Origin of the sequence: Nocardioides sp., assembly GCF_044226305.1 — a bacterium.
Taxonomy (GTDB): domain Bacteria; phylum Actinomycetota; class Actinomycetes; order Propionibacteriales; family Nocardioidaceae; genus Nocardioides.
This window is the reverse complement of sequence record NZ_JBGAHF010000007.1, coordinates 122,506-143,728: the sequence shown is the minus strand read 5'-3', so window position 1 is coordinate 143,728 and position 21,223 is coordinate 122,506. Positions and strand designations below refer to the sequence as shown.

Genomic DNA, 21,223 nt, shown 5'->3' with positions numbered 1-21,223 from the left:
CGACCACAGGGGGAATCGTGAAGAGGACGATCACGGCCATGGTGCTGGCGGTCGTCGCCACGCTGCTGACGAGTGGCTGCTCGACGATCCACGACCAGCTCGACGGCGCCGGTGCGCCGGACGACCCGCGATCGACCCCGGCGACCCCGGGCCCGATCCTGCAGACGATGAGCTGGGGTGTCGTGGACGGCATGCTGTCGGTGGTCGTACGCAACACCACCGACCAGACGCTGCGCTACGCCGTGGGCGTGATCACCGCGCGCACGGCCGACGACCGGCTGGTCGCCATCTCGCTCGAGTACGGCGACGCCAACTGCTGCCAGGTCCAGCAGCTGCGGCCCGGTCAGAAGTACGGGTTCTACGTCGACGTCGGCCGCGACCAGGGCGAGAAGATCGCCCGGGTCGACGTCGCCTACCGCAGCGTGGCCTGGGACCAGGACCGTTCGCAGGTCGACCGGTCGCGCGTGGTCGCACGACCGACGCGCCTGGGTGAGACCGACCGCGGCACGGTCGTGCTCGCCGACGTCTCCAGCAGGTACCCCGAGCCCCTGGTCGTGGCGCAGGCGTTCCTGACCGACACCTCGGGCCGGCTGGTCGCGGTGGTGTCGGGCCACTGGCGCTGCGTGCACCCCGGTCGGCAGCAGCTGAAGATGCAGCTCTTCCACCCGGTGCCCGCCGGCACCCGCGTCCACGAGGTGCACGTGCACCCCGTGGACGACGACCCGACACGTCCGGCCCCGAAGTGCGCGTCCGCCGGGAAGCCCGGCGGCAAGCCCAGCGGCAAGCCCTCCGGCAAGCCCAGCGGCGAGCCCAGCAGCAAGCCCGGCGGCGACCCGACCGGTCAGCCCAGCGCCCGGTCGTCCGGCAGCCTCGCGCCGGAGGAGCCCAGCAGCGGGTCGAGCCCCTCCGTCGAGCCCAGCAGCAAGCCCAGCAGCAGCGCGCGGTGAGGGTGCCGGTCGGCCTCGTCGTGAGACCACGGCGACGTCACCCCTGACCGTTGCGGAACAGCCAGCCGAGCGGGCGCGCGTCCTCGCCGTCCAGCGGGGCGCCACCCTCGGTCGTCGCCACCCGCTCGAGGGCGGGGTACTCGGCAGCCGGGTTCGCGACCTCCTGCGGTCCGGTCGGCACCGTGGCCAGCTCGGAGCCGCTGCCCTCGGGCCCGGCGGCGCCGACCTGGAGCCGGTCGAGCGAGCCGAGGACGTCGGAGATGGTCGACCCGGCGCCGGTCAGCACGAGCGACGCACTGCGCAGGGCCGCCTCGATCTCGGACAGCACGACCTCGATCCGGGCCCGCTCCGACTCGGTGTTGCGGTGCAGCTCGTCGGCCTCGGCCTGGGCGCTCCCGAGGATCTCGTCGGCCCGCGCCTGGGCGTCGGCCACGAGACGCTCGGCCTGCTTCGTCGCGTCGCTCACCAGCTCGCCGGCCATCTGCTCGGCGTCGGCGACCATCGAGTCGGCGTCCGCCGCCGCTCGCTGGCGCAGCTGGCTCGCCTCGGCGAGGAACGTCTCCGCCTCCTGGCGGGCGCCGAGCGCCGCGCGCATCTCCTGCGCGCGCTCGCTGCTCGAGCCGGCCGCGGACTCCCGCTGCGGCTCCGGCGGCGCGTCCGCCTCCACCGGCGCGCCGGTGGCGGCGTCGCGGGTGCCCGCTGGCTTCGATGCGGGCCGACGGCCCGACTTGGCTGCTGTCGACTTCTTCGTGGCAGCGTCGTTCGACATGAGTCACTTCCCCCTGTGTCAGCTCACGTCACCAGCCGCTGAGGCCCCGAGAAAGGATCTTCGCAAGCACGTTGTCCTTGGACCGTGCCCGGTCCTGCTGTTTTGAAACCGCAGGTCCGACGGGGTGCGGACGATCACGTCCTCCCACCTATCCTTCGCGGCATGCCGCACACCAGCGCCGAGCAGCGCCCGGGCCTCGGACCATGGCGGGAGCGCTGGGACGAGCTCGTCCTCCGCCAGCCGCTCCCCTCGCCGTTCCAACGCAGCTGGTGGCTCGAGGCGGCCGCGCCCGAGAGGACGACGTACCTGCTCGTCACCGACGGCGAGCAGCTGGTCGGAGGGCTGGCGCTCGGCGTCCGCGGTTCCGGCCCGGCGACCCGGCTGACCGCTCCGGGACCGACGGTCCTGTGCCCCGACCACCTCGACGTGCTGGTCGAGCCCGGCCGCGAGGCGGTGGTCGGGGCCGTGGTGGCCGACTGGTTCGGCCGGCCCGGGCAGCGGCTCCTCGACGTCCGCGGGACGGTCGCCTCCTCCCTGCTGTCGCGAGCGGTCGGCGGCACCCACGCCCCGCACGACGAGGCGCCGTACGACGTCGTCGAGCCCGGCAGCGACTGGCTGGCGGGCCGATCGTCGGGGTTCCGGCGCAACGTCCGGCGTGGGCGCACGCGCCTCGAGTCCGAGGGGTACACCCACCGCCGCGCGGAGCCGGACCGGGTCGGGGCCGGCCTGGCCGAGCTGCGCCGGCTGCACGAGGGCCGGCCCGGACGTGGCGAGCTGCTCGCCGAGCTGCCGCGCCTGACGCGGGCCGTGGAGGCGGGGGCGAGGCGCGGCGAGGCGCGGGTCGACCTCCTGACGGGTGACCGCGGCACGATCGGCGTGGTCGTGGCGTTCGAGGTCGCCGGGCGGCTCAGCCTCTACCAGGTCGCGCGCTCGACCGAGCGCGAGCACGGCAGCGCGGGAACGGTGCTGCTGGCCGCGGTGGTCGAGGACGCGGTGGCGGGTGGCTGCCACGAGGTCGACCTGCTGCGCGGGGCCGAGGACTACAAGGGCTCGTTCGCGGACCGGACCCGTCCGCTGGAGCGGGTGCGCGCGGCCCACGGGGGCTGGGCGACCGCCCGACTCGCCGCCGAGGACGCTGCCCGGCGGGCCAAGCGCACGGTCAGTGCGAGGCTGAGGTCTCGGGCCGGAAGCGACGCTTGACGCCGCCGTACACGCGCATGAACGCGACCTTGGCCTTGTCCCGGCCGGGCGCCTCGCCGAAGGTCCGGGGGTGCATGCCGAACCGGCGCAGCTTCTCGTTGAACGCCTGCGCCATCGACTCGTCGGCGTTCGAGCGGTCGAAGAAGGTGACGGTCAGCGACAGCGACGTGCTGTCACCGTTGCTGAGCCAGTGCGGCGTGTACGGCGGGATGTAGGCGCCGTCGCCGGGGCCGATGGACAGCTCCATCGTCTGCTCCGGCATGGAGTCCAGTCGGCCGAAGGACCCGTTCCAGTAGCGGTGCACCTCACGCTCGCGGTCCTCGGTGCTGGCGAAGCGCCCGAACCCGAGCGTGCGGTGGCCCTCGAGCTGGAGGAGGAAGCTGTGCTCGATGTCGAAGTGCGCGGCCGTCACCGAGCCCGGCGAGCTGGCGAAGACGAAGCCCATCCGACGACACATCGTGCGACCGTCGACGCCGGCGCCGCGGGCGATGCCGTCGAGGATCTGGTCGACGAGGGCGCCGTACGCCGGCGAGCGCTCGATGTTGAGCAGCGTGAACCAGGAGTCGTTGGCGGCGAGGCCCAGGATCTGGTCGGAGACCTTCTGGACCTGGAGCGCCGACGTGGCGCCGGCGTCGTCGGAGACGAGCGGCTTGGCCGCCTTCTCGGCGGAGATGCCGTCGGGTCCGAGCTCGTCGCCCAGGGCGGCGATGGCCTGGAGCGAGAAGCGCTCGTCGCCGGCCAGCCCGTGCCGGAACGGTGTGGGCGCGCGCGTGGCGAGGCGTTCGGCGAACGTCTCGTCCAGGTCAGGCCAAGGTGCGGTGGTCATGGTTCCCCCGGATCGGTGTGCGTCTGGAAACTTTCCAGTCGCGGCAGCTGCGAAACCTCTGATCAGCCCTGCACGGCCTTGGCAATCGTCACACACGTGGTGAGGAACTCCTCGTCCGACGCGACCCGGACCGTCCCCGGAGGGTCCTGGAGGCGCCACAGCGCGTTGCAGAGCATCCGCACGACCACCCAGTCCCGCGCCCGGTCCTCGTCGAGGCCGGCGGCGTCGACCGTGGCGTGGAAGCGGGCGCGGACGCCGCGACGGACGCCCGGCCCACCGCCGGCGGTGAGCTCCTCCCAGCGGTTCCAGAGCAGCGGGGCGACCTCGTAGTGCGGGTCGCCGCTGAGGGGCTTGGGGTCGATCGCGAGCCACGGCTCCCGGTCACCGGCGAGCACATTGGCGTAGTGGAGGTCGGTGTGGAGCAGCCGGCCGTCGGTGGCGTCGTCCTCGGCGAGGGCACGCCCGAGCGAGACCGCCTGCTCGACGAGCCGGCGCGGCAGCGGCGCGTCCCGCGGCAGCACCGCGAGCTCGTCGGACCACCGTCGGACGCACGAGGAGAGGGTCACCAGCTGCGGCGGCGCCGGCACGTGGAGCCGCCCGTACAGCTCCCCCACCACCTCGCACGCCTGGACGTCCCACTGCCCGCCGAGGTCGTCGGGATGGAGGCGCTCGAGCAGCAGCGCGAACCGACGTGGGTCGGCCCGCAGCAGGCGGACCGCTCCCTCACCGCGCCAGTGCTGGAGGGCCAGGTGCTCGTGCTCGGCCTCCCAGTGCGGCCACCCGACCTTCAGGGCCGCCCGGTCCCCACCGGCCGTGCGGACGGGGACGACGACGGCGCAGTGCCCGTGCGTCGGCTCCCCGTCGAGGGTCAGTTCCCACTCCGCGAGCAGGTCCCGCAGGAGACCGGGGAGGGTCTCGAGCCAGCCGGCGAAGTCCGGCCCCCGGCCGGCGTACGCGAGGAAGGACGGTGGGACGACGACGGGCACCTCACCGACTCTGCCAGAGGCGCGGTCGGCGGGTGCCCGGCATCGCCAGCGGTCCGGGATCAGGGCAGCTGGACGTACCCGTGCTCCATCTTCCAGAGGAAGTACTTCTCGAAGCCGAGCTTCATCAGGTGCGCCTGCGGGCCGGGGATGAGCACCCCGTGCTTGCGCGGCGGCAGCATCTTGTCGGCCAGGATGATCACGCCGTTGTTGCCGGCGTCCATGACGCACACGGCCTTGATGTCCTCGAACTTCTTCTGCGCGGTCGGGACCTCGCCCTTGACCTGGGACGCGATGTTCTTCGCAGCGACGTGGGCCATCTGCTCGGTGGGGAAGCCCGTCTTCGGGATGCCCACCGGGGTCGGGGTCGTCCACGGGACGTCGACGGCTGCAGCGACGCCGACGGCGTAGATGTCGTCGTACTTGTCGGTCTGGTAGGTGTCCCGCACCCGGAGGTAGCCCTTCTCGTCGGCTAGGTCGGGGTGCTCCGCCAGGAACTCCTGTCCGAGGAACGGCGGCACGACCATCGCATAGGAGAACGGCAGCCGGGTGCCGTCGGCGAGCTCCATCGCCCCGTCGTCGATGTGGTCGAGGCCGACGGAGACGTGCGCCTCGATGCCCTCCTTCTTGAGGAACATGCCGAGCAGCTTCTCGCCGTTGGGCAGCCCGCCGATGCCGAAGTGGCCGAGGAACGGCTCCGCCGTCACGTAGTGCAGCTTCACCCGGTCCTTCAGCCCGGCCTTCTTCAGCTGGTAGGAGGTGTTGAAGAGGAACTCGTAGGCCGCGCCGAAGCAGCCGGCGCCCTGCGTGGCCGCGATGACGATGTCGCCCGGGTCGTCGAGGTAGCGCCGCCATCCCGCCCCGGCGCGCTCGGCTTCGACCAGGGTGGTGATGGTGTGGGCGTTCTCCTCGAAGCCCGGGACGACATCGGTCTTGTTCCGGTAGCCGGTCGCGACCACCAGGAAGTCGTAGTCGAGCGTGCGGCCGTCGGCGAGCGTCACGTGGTGCGCACCGGGGTCGATCCCGGACGCCGCGACGTGCTCGAACCCGATGCCGTGGGACTCGAGCGTGGGGGCGACGGGGAACGTGATGTCGCTGCGGTCGCGCTTGCCGAAGGGCAGCCAGATCAGGCTGGGGTTGAAGAGGAAGTGGTCGCTCGGCGAGACCACCGTCACGTCGACGTCCCCGTGCAGCTCGTGCTTGACCGCCAGTGCGGCCGTCAGACCGCCGAAGTTCGCTCCCAGTACGACCACGTGCTTGCGCATCGTGCACCTCCAGATCCCGTTTGCTCCGTACCTCTCCGGTATACCCCTAGGGGTATTGGGTGGACCAGGGACGAAGGTCCCGAGGACGGGTCAGGTGGTGCGGATCCAGTGGTCCGGCGGCACGTCCGGCTTGCCGGGGACCGCTTCCTCGGTCTCGACCCAGCCCGACGCCCACGCCTCGGTGGCCACGGCGCGCCAGAACCGGCCCGCAGCCGCGTTGTCGTGCTGGAAGGGGATCTCCCACGCGCCCGGGTGGCGCGCGAGGAGGTCGAGGGCCAGCCGGCGGCCCAGGCCCGTGCGCCGAGCTGCCGGGACGACGAAGAACGCCTGCATCGCGCGGGCCGACGCGTCGAGCCCCCGAACCAGCGCGAAGGCGACCGGGGCGTCCTCCCCCGTGTTGGGGTGCGGCTGCCAGCACAGGTACCCGCAGCGGTCGGGCGCGGGGTACTCGTCGAGCCACGCGTGCTGGTAGCGACCGTCGGCGTACGGGAAGCCGTGCACCACCGTGCCGAGGTCGTGGCGGAAGTCCTGCCACAGCCAGGCGACGACGTCCCACTGGTCGTCGCCGACCAACCGGACGTCGAGCGACCGGCCGACGTCCTCGGTCACTTCTTGGACTTCTCCGTCGGCTGGGTCGTGGAGAGCGCGGCCACGAAGGCCTCCTGGGGGACCTCGACGCGGCCGACCATCTTCATCCGCTTCTTGCCCTCCTTCTGCTTCTCGAGGAGCTTGCGCTTGCGGGTGATGTCGCCGCCGTAGCACTTGGCGAGCACGTCCTTGCGGATCGCGCGGATGTTCTCGCGGGCGATCACCCGAGCCCCGATCGCGGCCTGGATCGGGACCTCGAACTGCTGCCTCGGGATGAGCTCCTTGAGCTTGCCGGCCATCATCACGCCGTAGGAGTACGCCGTGTCACGGTGCACGATCGCGGAGAACGCGTCGACGGGCTCGCCCTGGAGCAGGATGTCGACCTTGACCAGGTCGGCCGCCTGCTCGCCCGAGCGCTCGTAGTCGAGCGAGGCGTAGCCCTTGGTGCGCGACTTGAGCTGGTCGAAGAAGTCGAAGACGATCTCGCCCATCGGCAGGGTGTAGCGCATCTCCACGCGGTCCTCGGACAGGTAGTCCATCCCCTGGAGGGCGCCGCGCTTGGCCTGGCAGAGCTCCATGATCGTGCCGATGTAGTCCGACGGGCTCAGGATCGTCGCGCGGACGACGGGCTCGCGGACCTCGGCGATCTTGCCCTCGGGGAACTCGCTGGGGTTGGTCACCTCGATCTCGGAGCCGTCCTCCATGAGGACCTCGTACACGACGTTCGGTGCGGTCGAGATCAGGTCGAGGTCGAACTCGCGCTCGAGACGGTCCCGGGTGATCTCCATGTGCAGCAGGCCGAGGAAGCCGCAGCGGAACCCGAAGCCGAGCGCCCCGGAGGTCTCGGGCTCGTAGCTGAGCGCGGCGTCGTTGAGCTCGAGCTTCTCCAGGGCCTCGCGCAGGTCGCCGAACCGGTCGCCGTCGATCGGGTAGAGACCCGCGTAGACCATCGGGTTGGGGTGCTTGTAGCCGCCGAGCGCCTCGGTCGCGCCGTGGTGCTGGGTGGTGACCGTGTCACCGACCCGGGACTGCCGGACGTCCTTCACCCCCGTGATCAGGTAGGCCACCTCGCCGACGCCGATCTCGTTGGCCTTGACCTGCTCGGGGCTGATCACCCCCAGCTCGAGCAGCTCGTGGGTCGCGCCGGTCGACATCATCTTGATCCGGTCGCGGTGCGTGAGCTTGCCGTCGATGACCCGGACGTAGGTGATGACGCCGCGGTAGGTGTCGTAGACGGAGTCGAAGATCAGCGCGCGGGCCGGCTTGTCGGCGTTCCCCACCGGTGCGGGGGTCTGCTTGACGATCTCGTCGAGCAGCGCAGCCACGCCGAGCCCGGTCTTGGCGCTGACCCGCAGCACCTCGCTCGGGTCGCAGCCCACCAGGCCGGCCAGCTCCGCGGCGTACTTCTCCGGGTTGGCGCCGGGCAGGTCGATCTTGTTGAGCACCGGGATGATCTGGAGGTCGGCACCCATCGCGAGGTAGAGGTTCGCCAGCGTCTGGGCCTCGATGCCCTGGGCGGCGTCGACGAGCAGGACCGCGGCCTCGCACGCCTCCAGCGACCGGGACACCTCGTAGGTGAAGTCCACGTGGCCCGGGGTGTCGATCATGTTGAGGACGTAGGTCCCGGGCTCGGTGCCCTGCTCGTTGTCCTCGGCCACGGTCCAGGGCATCCGGACCGCCTGGCTCTTGATCGTGATGCCGCGCTCGCGCTCGATGTCCATCCGGTCGAGGTACTGAGCGCGCGCGCTCCGCTCGTCGACGACACCGGTCAGCTGCAGCATCCGGTCGGCCAGGGTCGACTTGCCGTGGTCGATGTGCGCGATGATGCAGAAGTTGCGGATGATCGCCGGGTCGGTCTGGCCGGGCAGCGGCGCGGTCGGGTTCGTGGGCACGGGTGGCTCTCGTCGGTCGGACAGGTCCCGCCATTGTTCCATCGCCGGCACCGAAACCCTCACTCGCGGGAGGACCCCTGCGGATCGGGCGGCCGGACTCGGCGAGGATGGTGCCGTGACCGACGCACGACTGCCGACGACGATCCCGCACGGCCGCACCGCCCAGCGGCTGGAGTGGGCGCACCTCCCCCCGCACGTGCGGGGGCTCGTCGAGGAGCGGTGCGGGTCGCCGGTGGTCTCGGCCGCGTCGCAGGGCGCGGGCTTCACCCCGGGGTTCGCCTCGGTCCTCACCTGCGCGGACGGCTCCCGGCACTTCGTGAAGGCGGCCTCGGACAAGGCCCAGCGGCTGTTCGCGGCGGCGTACCGCGAGGAGGCCCGCAAGCTGGCGGTCCTCCCGCCGGAGGCACCGGCGCCGCGGCTGCTGTGGACCCACGACGGCGGCGACTGGATGGTGCTCGGCATCGAGCACGTCGACGCCCGGCAGCCCGCCCGGCCCTGGCGGGCCGACGACCTCGAGCGGTGCCTCGCGATGGCCGAGCAGATGGCCACGACGCTGACCCCTCCCCCGCCGGACCTGGCCGCCGACGACGCCGCGACCGAGTTCGAGGGCTGGCCGGCGCTCTGGGACCGGCTGCGCGAGGCACCGCCCGCCCTCCCCGGCCTGGTGGACCACCTCGACGAGGCGGCCGGCCTGGCCGGCCGGTTCCGCGACGTGGTCGGCGGGACGACGCTCGTGCACACCGACATCCGCGACGACAACCTGCTGCTCACCGGCGACGGCCGGACCCTGCTCTGCGACTGGAACTGGCCGGTCGTGGGCGCGGCGTGGCTCGACACCGTGTTCCTCATGATCGGACCCCGTGGTGACGGGTTGGACGTCGAAGCGCTGCTCGCCGCCTCCCCGCTCGTCCGAGACGTCCCTGCGGAGTCGGTCGACGTCGTGATCGCCCTGGTCACGGGGTACTTCCTGTTCTCGGCGGGGCAGCCGGTGCCGCCGACCTCGCCGCACCTGCGGCCCGTGCAGCAGTGGCAGGGCCAGGTGTGCTGGGACTGGCTCGCCGAGCGGCGGGGCTGGCGCTGATCGCGCCGCCAGCGGATTTGGGCGGCCGAGCGGGCCGCTGCTAACCTTGTCCGTCGCGTGTCCGGCTGTCCGCACGCCGAACGCACCACCGACCTCATCCCAGCACGACACCTCCGACCGAAGGCGCATGTAGTGGCGAACATCAAGTCCCAGATCAAGCGGAACAAGCAGAACGAGAAGCGGCACGAGCGCAACAAGTCCGTCAAGACGGGCCTGAAGTCGGCCGTCCGCAAGTTCCGCGAGGCCGCCGCGGCCGGTGACAAGGAGACCGCCGAGGCCCTCGGCCGCGAGGCGTCGAAGAAGCTCGACAAGGCCGCCTCGAAGGGCGTCATCCACAAGAACCAGGCCGCGAACCGCAAGTCCGCGATCGCCAAGAAGACCGCGTCTCTCTGATCCACCCCCCGGTCCGCCGGGATCCGGTCGCCATCGACCCGTCAGACCTCGTCTGGCGGGTCGATCTGCGTCTGCGGACCGGGAGCCGCGCCTACCGCGGGTCGCCCTGCGAGACGCCTCGTCCCTCGGCTCCTCAGGACGAGCGCAGGCCGGTGACCGTGAGCACCAGCCGCTCCAGGGTGTACGACGGGTCGCTGGCCGCGCCCTTGACGTCGGCGTCGGCCTGGGCGACCGCTCGGATCGCGCGGGCGATGCCGCCGTCGGTCCAGCCGCGGGACTGGTCCCGGATCGTGCGCAGCTTCCACGGCGGCACGCCGACCTCGCGGGCCAGGTCGGCCTCGCGCATCCCGCGCGGGGCGGACAGGTAGCGAGCGACACCGCGGGCGCCGCCGGCGAACGCGGAGGTCACCAGGACCGGCGCGGTCCCCCCGTCGAGGGCCCACCGCAGCTCCTCCAGGGCGACGGTGCGCCGCCCCCAGAACGCCGCGTCGGCGACGGCGAACGACTTCGCCTCGGCACGGCCGCCGAAGTACTGCTTGACCTTGTCGGCGGTGATCGGCTCGCCCGGGAAGTCGTTGGTGAGCTGGTCGGCCGCCGCCGCCAGCGAGCGCAGGTCCTGGCCGACGGCCTGGACCAGGTTGTCGGCGGCGTCCGGGTCGATGCGTGAGCCGTGCGAACGGACCTCGGCGACGACGAACCCCGGGAACTCCGAGGGCCGCAGCTCCCCGGACTTGGCCTCGGTCACCGTCGACAGCTTGCGCAGCTTGGTGAGGGTGCCGCTGCCCTTCGGTCCACCGCCGTGCACGAGCACCAGGGCGACGTCCTCGGCCGGAGCGGTGGCGTAGTCGAGCAGTCCGGCGACCGACTCCTCCGGGAGGTTCTCGAGCCCACGGACCACGACGCAGCGGATGCTGGAGAACAGCGAGGGCGCCGCCATCTCCCCCAGCGTGGCGAGGGTGAGGTCGGAGCCCTGGGTCTCCGAGACCTCGGCCTCGTGGTCGTGGTGCCGGACGGCGGTGCGGACGGCGGCGACGGTCCGCTCGTTGAGGAACTCCTCCTTGCCGGTCACCAGCGTGACCCGACCGAGGACGTCGACGGCGCGAGGGTGGGAGGGGCCTGCCATGGTGCGCCCAATCTAACGGGTGGCCACCGACAGCCCACCACCGTCCGCGACCACGGCGACGTCACCGTCCTCGTCGGTGCGCAGCACCCGGGTCCCCGTCGCGGCCAGCGGCTCGAGGGTCTCCGCGGCAGGGTGACCGTAGTCGTTGTCGGCACCCACCGAGACCACCGCGACCTGGGCTCCGAGCGAGAGCAACCAGTCCTCGTCCTGGTAGCGGCTGCCGTGGTGGGGGACCTTGAGCACGTCGACGGTCAGCCCCGGCACGGCCCGGGCCAGGGCCGCCTGGCCCTCGGGCTCGACGTCGCCGGTGAGCAGGATCCGGACGCCGCGCACCTCCGCGAGCAGGACCACGCTCGCCTCGTTGGCGGTGCTGCCGTCGCCGGGACCGGCCGTCGGCGAGTCCGGTGGTGGCCACAGGGCCTGGAGGGTCACCTCGCCGACCCGGCGCGTCTCGCCGTACGGCGCCGCGGCGGGCGTCAGGCCCGCCCGGCCCGCAGCGGCGCCGACCTCCGCGACCCCGGCGGGCGGGTCGAGGAGGCGGGTCGTGTCGACCTCGCCGACGCGGCGGCCGTCGAGGACCCCGGCCACCCCGTCGACGTGGTCGGCGTGGAAGTGGGTCAGCACCAGTAGCGGCACGCTGGCGACACCGAGCCGGTCGAGGCAGCCGTCGACCGCCGCCGGGTCCGGGCCGGCGTCCACGACGACCGCGCTGCCCGGCCCGGCCGGCAGCACCAGCGCGTCCCCCTGCCCGACGTCGCACGCGACCAGCACCCAGCCCGCGGGTGGCCACCCCGGGCTGGGCAGCCGGACGAGGAGCGAGACGACCAGCACCCCGGCGGCGGCCAGCCCCGTCGACGGACGGCGCAGGACGACCGGGCCGAGCACGACCACCACCACGACCAGCAGGGTGAGCGCCGCCAGCGCGGGTGCCCCGGTCCCCCACCCGACCGCGGCGGTCGGCAGCCCGGCACCGTGCCGGGCGACCATGACGATCCACCCGACGCACCAGCCCGCGAGGGTGCCGGGCACCCGCCCGGCCGGGGCCCAGCACAGCCCGACCAGCCCACCCCCGAGCCCGAGGACGGTCGCCGGACCGACCGCCGGCGCCGCCGCCAGGTTGGCCGCCACCGCGACGATGCTGACCTGGCCCGACAGGGCGGCCACGACCGGCGTGCAGGCCAGCTGGGCGGCGGCGGGGACCGCGACCGCCTCGGCGGCCCAGCGCGGCAGCCACCGGGCGAGGGCGTCGCGCCACGCCGGCGCCAGCAGCACGATGCCCGCGGTCGCCAGCGCCGAGAGGGCGAACCCGGCGGAGACGGCCAGCCCCGGCTGCACGAGCAGCAGGGCCACGACGGCCACCCCGAGGGCGCGCGACCCCCGTCGACGGCCCTGGGTGCCCATCGCGAAGAGTGCGACGGTGCCCATCACCGCCGCTCGCAGCACGCTCGGCTCGGTGCGGGCCAGCAGCACGAACCCGACGATCCCAGCGGCCCCGACGCCGTAGAGCCAGCGGCCGCGCACCCCGCACCACCGGGCGAGGAGCAGCAAGAACCCCACCACGAGCGTCAGGTTGGTGCCCGAGACGGCGAGCAGGTGCGTCAGCCCGGTGGTCCGGAAGTCGGCTGCCAGGTCCTCGTCCACGTCGGCGTCGTCCCCGTCGACCAGCGCCGGCACAAGCGCCCGCTCGGCAGCCGGGCGGTGCGCGACCGCCTCCCGGACCGAGCCGCGCACCGCGGCGGCCGCGTCCCACCACGCGTCGGGGTCACCGGTGACGGCCGGAGGGCCACGGGCACCCAGGACGGCCGCCAGGTCGGCGCCGTCCGCGGGCGAGAGGCGGCCGGAGGCCTGCACGCTGCTCCCGAGCGCGACGCCGGTCCAGTCCCGGTCGCCGAGCACCAGGACCGGTGCGGCGAGGGCGTAGGTGGTGCCCCGGCCGGTCACCTCCCGGACCTCGATCCGGGTGACCACCAGGTCGCCGTAGGGACCGGTGGTGCGCCGGGGGTCGCTGGTCACCGTACCGGTCACCCGGGCCACCGCTCCCTCGGCGGCCAGCTGCGCCACCGGGCTGCTCGCGACCTGGCCGGCGCGCACGGTGGCGACGCAGGCGACCCCGCCGAGGACGAGCACGACCGCGAGGGCGGTGCGACCCGGCCGGAGGCCGAGCCAGCCCAGGGCGCCGGCGGCGACGACCGCCACCGCCCACCAGCCCAGCCACCGGCCGGCGAGCGCCCCGGCCCAGGCCGCCGCGCCGAGCAGCAGCATCCGCAGGTCGGTGCCCACCTCACACCGTGACGAGGGGCGCGAGCTGGCTCAGCGTCGCGTCGCCGATCCCGTCGACCTCGAGGAGCTCGTCGACCGCCGTGAACCCGCCGTGCGCGTCGCGCCAGGCCAGGATCGCCCCCGCGGTCACGGGCCCGACCTCGGGCAGCGCCTCGAGCTGGGCCTGGGTGGCCGTGTTGAGGTCGACCAGCGGCCCTCCGCTCGCCCCGGCCGAGGGCACGGCGGCCGCGGCGACGCCCGGCGGCGCCGGGACGCCGACGACGACCTGCTCGCCGTCCACCAGGACCCGGGCCAGGTTGAGCGAGGACAGGTCCACTCCTCGGCGGGCCCCGCCCGCTGCCTCGAGGGCGTCGACGACCCGGGCGCCGGCGTCGAGGACGGCGATCCCCGGGCGACGCACCTTCCCGGTGACGTCGACCGTGACCGTCCCGGCCGGCGACGGGTCGGTCGCGCCGGTGGTGCCACCGGCGCCGGCCGCCACCGGGCTCGCGTCGCCCGGCGGGGCCGCGCTGGTGAGGGCGACCGGGGCCGGGGTGACCGGTGGCGTCCCGACCCGCTCCGGGCTCCCCCGCAGCACCCACCAGCAGGTGGCGGCGAGGCCGGCCGCGACGAGCACCGCCACCACCGTCAGCTGGGCCGGGCCGACGGCGATCCGTCCCCGCAGCGGCTCGGGCACCAGGGCGGCCAGCGCGGTCCGCCGCCGGGCGGCGTGCCGACCCGGGACGGGGACGGAGACCGGGCCGGGAGCCGGGGCGGGGACCGGCGGAGGGGCACCCGGCGGCACCCGCACCCGGGTGTGCTCCTCGGCCCACCCGGCCTCGTCGGGCCGGTCGCCGGCGAGCTCGGCGCTCAGCAGCGCCAGGCGGCGGGAGACGGCTTCCTGGTGCTCGGAGGTCGAGCGGCGGGTCGGCATGGGGCGACGCTAGGCAGCCCGGCCGACGTCGGGACGGCGCCGGAGGCAGCGCTGTGGACGAGCCGCCCACGGTGGGTCCTGTGGACGGCAACCGGGCCGCGACGCCCGCCGGGATCAGTCCCGCGGCGCCACGCAGACCGCGAGCATCCCGGGCCCGACGTGCGCCCCGAGGACGGCACCGAGCTCACCGCACCACACCTCGCGCCCGTCGAGGTTGGCCTCGAGGCGCTCGGCGAGGCGGCCGGCCAGGTCGACGGCCCGCTCCGGGCTGGCGAGGTGTGCGACGCCCACGTCGACCGGACCGTGCCCGGCGGCCTGGACGGCGAGCTCCTCCAGCCGGGCGAGCGCACGTCCGGCCGTCCGCACGCGCTCCAGCGAGGCCACCCGGCCGTCCTGGATCTGCAGCAGCGGCTTGACCGCCAGGGCGCCACCGAGCAACGCCGCGGCCGCGCCGATCCGGCCGCCGCGACGCAGGTACTCGAGGGTGTCGACGTAGAACAGGGAGGAGCTCGCACCGGAGCGCCTCCGCGCCGCCTCCGCCGCGTCGTCGACGGTCCCGCCCGCGGCCACGGTGTCGGCCGCGGCGAGCGCGGCGAACCCGGTCGCGATCCCGACCTGGCGGGTGTCGACGGCGACCACGCGGACCGAGGCGTCGCGTGCGGCGAGCTGGGCGGACTCGAAGGTGCCGCTCATCTCGCCCGAGAGGTGCACCGAGAGGATCTCGGTCGCGCCGGCCGCCGCCGCCTCCTCGTAGACCTCGAGCAGGGCGGCCGGGCTGGGCCGCGACGTGCTGACCGGCTTCCACTCGCGCAGCGCGGTCGCGACGAGCTCGGGCGTGGCGCCGTCGGCCCCCTCGTCGTAGACGGTCGCACCGATCACGACCTGGAGCGGGACGACGACGATGCCGCGCTCGGCCGCCACCTCCGGCGGGAGGCTGGCGGTGGAGTCGGTGACGATCGCGACCGGCATGCGCCGAGGTTAGCGATCCCGCCCGCATCGTCCCGAGGACCCCGGCCCGACATCCGGGCCGGGGACCCCTCAGACGACGACGTTGACCAGCTTGGGCGCGCGCACGACGACCTTGCGGACGGCTCGACCGTCGATGGCGCGCACCACGGCCTCGTCCGCCAGCGCCAGCCGCTCCAGCTCGGCCTCCGAGACGTCCGGGGCGACCTCCAGCCGCGCCTTCACCTTGCCCTGCACCTGCACGACCGCGACGACCGAGTCCTCGACCAGCAGCGCCGGGTCGACGGCGGGCCAGCCGGCCCGGGCGACGGTCGGCTGGTGGCCCAGGCGCTCCCACATCTCCTCGGCGGTGTACGGCGCCACCAGCGACAGCAGGATCGCGACCGCCTCCGCGGCCTCCCGCACGGCGGGGTCGGCCGGGCCACAGCCGGAGTCGATGGCCTTGCGGGTCGCGTTCACCAGCTCCATCACCTTGGCGACCATCACGTTGAAGCGGAAGGACTCGACCAGCTCCGCCGCGTCGTGCACGGTGCGCGCGGTCACCCGGCGCAGGGCCAGGTCGCCCCCCTCGGGCGCGGTCCCCACGGCGGCGGTGACGTCGCCGGACAGCCGCCAGGCACGCTGCAGGAAGCGCAGCGACCCGGCCGGGGACATCTCGGCCCAGTCGATGTCGTCCTCCGGCGGCCCGGCGAAGACCAGGGTCAGGCGTACGGCGTCCACCCCGAACTCCGCAAGTTGGTCCCCCAGACTGACCCCGTTGCCCAGCGACTTGCTCATCTTCTTGCCACGGTTGATGACGAAGCCCTGGTTCAGCTGGGCGGCGAACGGCTCACCGACCTCCAGCATCCCCATGTCGCGCAGCACCTTGGTGAAGAAGCGCGCGTACAGCAGGTGCAGCACGGCGTGCTCGACACCGCCCACGTAGATGTCGGCCGGCATCCAGGCGTTCGCCTTCGCGACGTCGAACGGGCCGTCCTGGTAGTCGGGCGAGCAGTAGCGCAGGAAGTACCAGGACGAGTCGACGAAGGTGTCCATGGTGTCGCTGTCCCGCTTGGCGGGACCTCCGCACGTCGGGCAGGTGACGTCGACCCAGTCGGAGGCCGCGGCCAGCGGGGACACGCCCTTCGGCTTCAGGTCGGCGCCACGCAGCTCGGGCAGCTCCAACGGCAGCTGGTCGTAGGGGACGGCGACCTCGTCGTCCTTCTCGCAGTGGATGATCGGGATCGGGACGCCCCAGTAGCGCTGGCGGCTCAGCAGCCAGTCGCGCAGCCGGAAGTTGACCGCACCCTTGCCGCTCCCCTGCTGCTCCAGGAAGTCGATCGTGGCGCGCTTCGCCTCCGCCACCGCCAGGCCGTTGATGTCCAGCGGGGCGTCGACCCCGGGCGCCGGCGAGTTGATGGCCGGGCCCTCGCCGTTGTAGGCCTCCCCCTCGTACCCGTCCGGGGTCCGGGTCGTCCGGACGATGTCCAGGCCCATGACCGTGGCGAACTCCCAGTCGCGCTGGTCGCCGCCGGGCACGCCCATGACCGCGCCGGTGCCGTAGTCGGCCAGCACGTAGTCGGTCGCCCACACCGGGATCTGCGTGCCGGTGACGGGGTTGGTCGCCCGGACCCCCAGGTCGACGCCGGTCTTCGGGCGGTCGGTCGACAGCCGCTCGATCTCGGTCTCCTTGCGGATCTCCTCCCGGTAGGCCTCGAAGGCCGGCCGCTGCTCGTCGGTCACCAGCTCGTCGGCCAGCGGGGAGTCGACCGCCACGACCATGAACGTCGTGCCGAAGATCGTGTCCGGCCGCGTCGTGTAGACCGTGATCGGCTCGTCGCGCCCCTCGACCGCGAAGTCGACGTGCGCTCCCTCGGAGCGGCCGATCCAGTTGCGCTGGGCGGTGACGACCCGGGCCGGCCAGGTCGGCTCCAGCTCGTCCAGGCAGTCCAGCAGCTCCTGGGCGTACTCGGTGATCTTGAAGTACCACTGGGTCAGCTCGCGCTTGGTCACGTCGGCGCCGCACCGCTCGCAGCGGCCGTCGACGACCTGCTCGTTGGCCAGCACGGTCTGGTCGTTGGGGCACCAGTTGACGGGGCTGTTCTTGCGGTAGGCCAGGCCCCGCTCGCGGAACTTCAGGAACAGCCACTGCGTCCAGCGGTAGTACTCCGGGTCGGAGGTGTGCAGCCGTCGCGACCAGTCGAAGGAGATGCCGTAGCGCTTGAACGACTCGTACTGCGTCTCGATGTTGGCGTAGGTGTACGTCGCCGGGTGCTCGTCGTTGCGGATCGCCGCGTTCTCGGCGGGCAGGCCGAAGGAGTCCCAGCCCATCGGGTTCAGGACCTCGTAGCCGCGCTGCCACCAGTAGCGCGCGATCACGTCGTGGAGCGCCGTCACCTCCGCGTGACCCATGTGCAGGTCGCCGCTCGGGTAGGGGAACATCGTCAGCGCGTACTTCTTCTCGCGCGGCGAGTCGTCGTCGGCGCGGAAGGGCTGCAGCTCCTCCCAGACCGGCAGCCACTTGCGCTGCACCTGCTCGACGTCGTACGTCGCCGGCTCGTCCTGCTCGCTCATCTCGTCTCTCTCATGCTCTCGTCGGGGTTGCTCCGGGCACAAAAAAGCCCCTCGGGCACGAGGGGCAGCCGCGTCGAGGTGAAGCGCGTCGACGCGGCTAGGTAAGGAGCAGGATCCTCCGCATGTGGTCATGGTACCGCGACCGCGCGCTCGTGCCAGACTCGACGGGATGAAGGCCGCTCTCGGAACCCTCCTCGCTCTCGCCGTCGTCCTCGTGCCGTCCGCCGCCGTCGCCGCGCACCTGCGCGGTACGACCGGACCCGACGTGCTCGTCGGCACGGCGAAGCGGGACTGGATCGAGGGGCGCGGCGGCGCCGACGCCATCCAGGGGCAGGGAGGCGACGACCTGCTGACGGGCGGACCGGGCGACGACTGGGTGCGTGGCGGCGCCGGCAACGACGAGATCGGCGACGACCGCGGCCGCGACTACCTGATCGGCGGGCCCGGCAACGACTCGCTCGACGGCGGCCGGGGCCGCGACGAGGTGATCGGCGGACCGGGTCGCGACCACGTCGCCGACCTCCTCGGCGGCGACCGGCTCGACAGCGGAGCGGGCGACGACCGGGCCACGGTGGCCTCGCGGTCGTCGCGTCTCTACCCGCCGACCCACCTCGACCTCGGGCCGGGCGACGACGAGCTGCTCCTCGACCACGACGGACGGCGCGACGTCATCGACTGCGGCCCGGGCGACGACCTCGTCGAGTTCCTCGAGGTGCTCGACCCGCAGGACCGGCTGGTGTCGTGCGAGACCGTGCGGGAGTACCAGGGCAAGCGACCTGCCACGATGAGGCCATGACCGTCTCCGACCTCTTCCGACTCGACGGCCGGGTCGCCGTCGTCACCGGCGCCTCGAGCGGCCTCGGCGTCGCGTTCGCCCGCGGCCTCGCCGAGGCGGGCGCCGACCTGGCCCTGGGTGCGCGCCGCACCGACCGGCTGGCGGACACGGCCGCGCTCGTCGAGGCGGCCGGCCGGCGCGCGCTCTGCGTCGGCACCGACGTCGCGGACCCCGACTCGTGCACGAACCTGGTCGCGCTCGCGATGGAGGAGTTCGGCCGGGTCGACGTGCTGGTCAACAACGCCGGCATCGGGACCGCGATGCCCGCGACCCGCGAGGCGCCCGAGCAGTTCCGCCAGGTGATCGACGTCAACCTCAACGGCTGCTACTGGATGGCACAGGCCTGCGGGCGCGTGATGCAGCCCGGCTCCAGCATCATCAACATCAGCTCGGTGCTCGGCCTCACCACTGCCGGGCTCCCCCAGGCGGCCTACGCCGCCTCCAAGGCCGGCCTGATCGGCCTCACCCGCGACCTCGCGCAGCAGTGGACCGGGCGCAAGGGGATCCGCGTCAACGCGGTCGCCCCGGGTTTCTTCGAGTCGGAGATGACCGACCAGTACCCACCCGGCTACCTGGAGTCGCAGCAGGCGCGGATCCCCGCCGGCCGCAAGGGCGACCCCGCCGAGCTCGCGGCCACGATCGTGTTCCTGGCCTCCGACGCCTCGTCGTACATCACCGGCCAGACGCTGGCCGTCGACGGCGGGATGACCATCACCTGATCGTGCGGGTCCCGGCGGTCGCCCGTCGGGACCCGCACGACGGGGTCACTTGACCCGGAAGGTGTCCTCCGCGACGTGCCCGGTCGTCCGGCCGGTCACCGTGACGGTGTAGGTGCCCCTCTTCCGCGGCGTGACCACGGCCTTGGCGACGCCGCCGGACAGCTCGCGGTCGGCGGAGTCGGACTCCGGGCCGGTGACGGCGATGGTGACGGCGCGGTCGCCCTCGAAGCCGCGGACGGCGATCGTGACCTTCCGGCCCGGCTTCGCCGCGGACGGGGACACCCTGACGGTGCCGTCGTCGCTGCCGGCCTCGGGGTCGTCGACCAGGTTCAGCGCGTCGCGGATCGTGAAGTAGAGGTCCGTCTGGTCGGTGAGGCCGACGATGTTCGCCGCACCGGGGCCGTAGCCGGCGATGCGCACCTGGGAGCCCGTGTGCTGCTGCGAGCCACCCGCGGGCGCGGTCCCGTAGTTGACCGCCATCGGCGCGCCGTCCGCGGTGGTGAGGGCGACGCTCAGGCCCGGGGTGGTGCTGCCGACCTCGACGATCTGGCTCGAGTGGGCGTGGTCCGCCGTGACGAACACCGTCGTGTCGCCGTGCTCCTGGGCGTAGGCCATCGCCACCTGCACGGCCTCGTCGAGGTCGACGGTCTCACCGATCTGGCCGCACGCGTTCGCGGCGTGGTCCTGCTTGTCGATGCTCGCCCCCTCGACCTGGAGGAAGAACCCGTCGGGGTTGTCGAGCAGGTCGATCGCCTTCTGCGTCATCTCCGCCAGGTCCGGCTGGCTCGCCGGCCGGTCGGGGTTGTCGGTGCACCGCTGGGGCTCGAGCTTGGCGCCACCCACGGTGGCCGCCGGGCCGGCGTAGCGCACCGGCATGTTGCCGCTCGCGAAGAGGCCGAGCAGCGGCGCGTCCTGGTCGGCCCGGGTCACCCGGTCGAGGGCGTCCTCGTCCCGGACGATCCGGTAGCCGCGGTCGGCCGCCTGCTCGGTCAGGGTCATGCCCTGCCAGTCACCGGCCTTCGCCTTCTGGGCGAAGGTGGCCGCGCCGCCGCCGAGCGTGACGTCGGGCCGGGTGTCCAGCAGCTGCTCGGTGATCGAGCCCAGGCCACCGTTCTCGAGGGCGGCCTCCGGGCAGGTCGTCGACGTCTGGTCCGGGCCGTAGCAGGACCGCAGCGAGATGTGGGAGACCTGGACCGCCGGGGTGGCGTCCTGGATCTCGGACGTGGTGACGTCGCCGGTCTTGAGGCCGTTGGCCTTGGCCAGCTCCAGGAGGGTCTGCTGCGGCTGACCCGTGAGGTCGACCGAGATCGCGTTGTCGTAGGTCTTGGTGCCGGTCGACCAGGCCGAGCCGGTCGCGGCGGAGTCCGGCACGTAGTCGGGCAGCCCAGTGTCCTTGGACAGGGAGTACGTCGTGTACTGGCCCGTGAGCGGCAGGGCGTCGATCCCGGCGAACCTCCCGGCCGCCCCCTCGGCGTAGTTGCGGGCGACGGTGATCTCGGAGTCACCCATCCCGTCGCCGATGAACAGGATGACGTTCCGGGCGTGGCCACCCTCGACCGCGTCGCGGACCGCGTCGGTCTGGTCGCCGTCCAGGCGGGTGGCGCCACCGTGCGCGGAGAGGTCCGAGTCGTCGGCGGGGAGGTCGGTGGCGTAGGCCAGCCCGGCGGAGGTCGCGAACGCGGCCACCGCGATCGCGCCGACCGCGATGCGACGCGGCCGGGTCAGTCGTGCGTGCATGCTGATGTGGTCCTTCCGGAGGAGGTGGGGTCGGGTGACTCGGGACGACCCCATCGGCTCCGCGTGAACGCGGGGGGCGCGGTGGGTGACGAGCCCCGGAAGGGCGCGTGGCGAGACGCGGCGTACCGTCGGTATGACGCCCGGTATGTTGCG

General features: G+C 73.4%; 18 protein-coding genes. 6 read left to right on the top strand and 12 right to left on the bottom strand.

Annotated elements, in window-relative coordinates; translation table 11 throughout:
* Positions 1-17: 17 nt before the first annotated feature.
* Entirely contained in the window at positions 18-947 is a 930-nt protein-coding gene (locus ACILQ5_RS09580) for a PT domain-containing protein (protein WP_395657764.1), read from the top strand.
* Positions 948-984: 37 nt separating this feature from the next.
* Here ACILQ5_RS09580 and ACILQ5_RS09575 read toward each other — a convergent pair whose 3' ends face one another.
* Positions 985-1,716, bottom strand: a complete 732-nt coding sequence (locus ACILQ5_RS09575; RefSeq protein ID WP_395657763.1) for a DivIVA domain-containing protein — start codon at positions 1,714-1,716, stop codon at positions 985-987.
* Positions 1,717-1,878: 162 nt separating this feature from the next.
* Here ACILQ5_RS09575 and ACILQ5_RS09570 point away from each other — a divergent pair, with 162 nt between their 5' ends.
* Positions 1,879-2,916, top strand: a complete 1,038-nt coding sequence (locus tag ACILQ5_RS09570) for a GNAT family N-acetyltransferase (RefSeq protein ID WP_395657762.1) — start codon at positions 1,879-1,881, stop codon at positions 2,914-2,916.
* On the opposite strand, the gene ACILQ5_RS09565 is transcribed toward ACILQ5_RS09570, so the two are convergent.
* The 5 genes from ACILQ5_RS09565 to lepA all read right to left on the bottom strand — a co-directional run bounded on the left by ACILQ5_RS09565 (position 2,876) and on the right by lepA (position 8,512).
* Positions 2,876-3,742: a JmjC domain-containing protein gene (locus tag ACILQ5_RS09565; protein WP_395657761.1), complete on the bottom strand. Its 867-nt coding sequence runs from the start codon at positions 3,740-3,742 to the stop codon at positions 2,876-2,878. The two genes, ACILQ5_RS09570 and ACILQ5_RS09565, sit on opposite strands and share 41 nt — an antisense overlap.
* A 62-nt stretch (positions 3,743-3,804) precedes the next feature.
* Positions 3,805-4,728, bottom strand: coding sequence for an aminoglycoside phosphotransferase family protein (locus ACILQ5_RS09560; RefSeq protein ID WP_395657760.1), 924 nt, complete (start codon positions 4,726-4,728; stop codon positions 3,805-3,807).
* A 59-nt stretch (positions 4,729-4,787) separates the two neighbouring features.
* Positions 4,788-5,990, bottom strand: coding sequence for an NAD(P)/FAD-dependent oxidoreductase (locus tag ACILQ5_RS09555; RefSeq protein ID WP_395657759.1), 1,203 nt, complete (start codon positions 5,988-5,990; stop codon positions 4,788-4,790).
* 90 nt (positions 5,991-6,080) lie between these two features.
* A complete protein-coding gene (locus ACILQ5_RS09550; RefSeq protein ID WP_395657758.1) occupies positions 6,081-6,599 on the bottom strand; it encodes a GNAT family N-acetyltransferase in 519 nt (172 codons plus the stop codon).
* Complete coding sequence (gene lepA / locus ACILQ5_RS09545; protein ID WP_395657757.1) at positions 6,596-8,512, bottom strand: translation elongation factor 4; 1,917 nt, start codon at positions 8,510-8,512, stop codon at positions 6,596-6,598. Before lepA ends, ACILQ5_RS09550 begins: the two co-directional genes overlap by 4 nt.
* A 73-nt stretch (positions 8,513-8,585) precedes the next feature.
* On the opposite strand from lepA, the gene ACILQ5_RS09540 reads away from it, so the two are divergent.
* Both ACILQ5_RS09540 and rpsT read left to right on the top strand, forming a co-directional pair.
* Complete coding sequence (locus tag ACILQ5_RS09540) at positions 8,586-9,551, top strand: phosphotransferase family protein (RefSeq protein WP_395657756.1); 966 nt, start codon at positions 8,586-8,588, stop codon at positions 9,549-9,551.
* Positions 9,552-9,683: 132 nt separating this feature from the next.
* Entirely contained in the window at positions 9,684-9,944 is a 261-nt protein-coding gene (rpsT, locus tag ACILQ5_RS09535) for a 30S ribosomal protein S20 (protein WP_395657755.1), read from the top strand.
* A gap of 133 nt (positions 9,945-10,077) precedes the next feature.
* On the opposite strand, the gene holA is transcribed toward rpsT, so the two are convergent.
* From holA to leuS, 5 genes are all read right to left on the bottom strand, one after another.
* Positions 10,078-11,067 carry a DNA polymerase III subunit delta gene (gene holA / locus ACILQ5_RS09530; RefSeq protein WP_395657754.1) on the bottom strand — a complete coding sequence of 330 codons (990 nt, stop codon included), beginning with the start codon at positions 11,065-11,067 and terminating at the stop codon, positions 10,078-10,080.
* Positions 11,068-11,079: 12 nt separating this feature from the next.
* On the bottom strand, positions 11,080-13,347 hold the full coding sequence (locus ACILQ5_RS09525; protein WP_395657753.1) for a ComEC/Rec2 family competence protein: 2,268 nt from the start codon (positions 13,345-13,347) through the stop codon (positions 11,080-11,082).
* A gap of 1 nt (position 13,348) precedes the next feature.
* Positions 13,349-14,260, bottom strand: a complete 912-nt coding sequence (locus ACILQ5_RS09520; RefSeq protein ID WP_395657752.1) for a helix-hairpin-helix domain-containing protein — start codon at positions 14,258-14,260, stop codon at positions 13,349-13,351.
* A 114-nt stretch (positions 14,261-14,374) separates the two neighbouring features.
* A complete protein-coding gene (locus tag ACILQ5_RS09515; protein WP_395657751.1) occupies positions 14,375-15,229 on the bottom strand; it encodes a DegV family protein in 855 nt (284 codons plus the stop codon).
* 69 nt (positions 15,230-15,298) lie between these two features.
* Positions 15,299-17,779, bottom strand: coding sequence for a leucine--tRNA ligase (gene leuS / locus ACILQ5_RS09510; RefSeq protein WP_395657750.1), 2,481 nt, complete (start codon positions 17,777-17,779; stop codon positions 15,299-15,301).
* A gap of 169 nt (positions 17,780-17,948) precedes the next feature.
* Here leuS and ACILQ5_RS09505 point away from each other — a divergent pair, with 169 nt between their 5' ends.
* Both ACILQ5_RS09505 and ACILQ5_RS09500 read left to right on the top strand, forming a co-directional pair.
* Positions 17,949-18,575: a calcium-binding protein gene (locus ACILQ5_RS09505; RefSeq protein WP_395657749.1), complete on the top strand. Its 627-nt coding sequence runs from the start codon at positions 17,949-17,951 to the stop codon at positions 18,573-18,575.
* Positions 18,572-19,333 carry an SDR family NAD(P)-dependent oxidoreductase gene (locus ACILQ5_RS09500; protein WP_395657748.1) on the top strand — a complete coding sequence of 254 codons (762 nt, stop codon included), beginning with the start codon at positions 18,572-18,574 and terminating at the stop codon, positions 19,331-19,333. Before ACILQ5_RS09505 ends, ACILQ5_RS09500 begins: the two co-directional genes overlap by 4 nt.
* A gap of 45 nt (positions 19,334-19,378) precedes the next feature.
* On the opposite strand, the gene phoA is transcribed toward ACILQ5_RS09500, so the two are convergent.
* Positions 19,379-21,070 carry an alkaline phosphatase gene (phoA, locus tag ACILQ5_RS09495; RefSeq protein ID WP_395657747.1) on the bottom strand — a complete coding sequence of 564 codons (1,692 nt, stop codon included), beginning with the start codon at positions 21,068-21,070 and terminating at the stop codon, positions 19,379-19,381.
* Positions 21,071-21,223 lie beyond the last annotated feature (153 nt).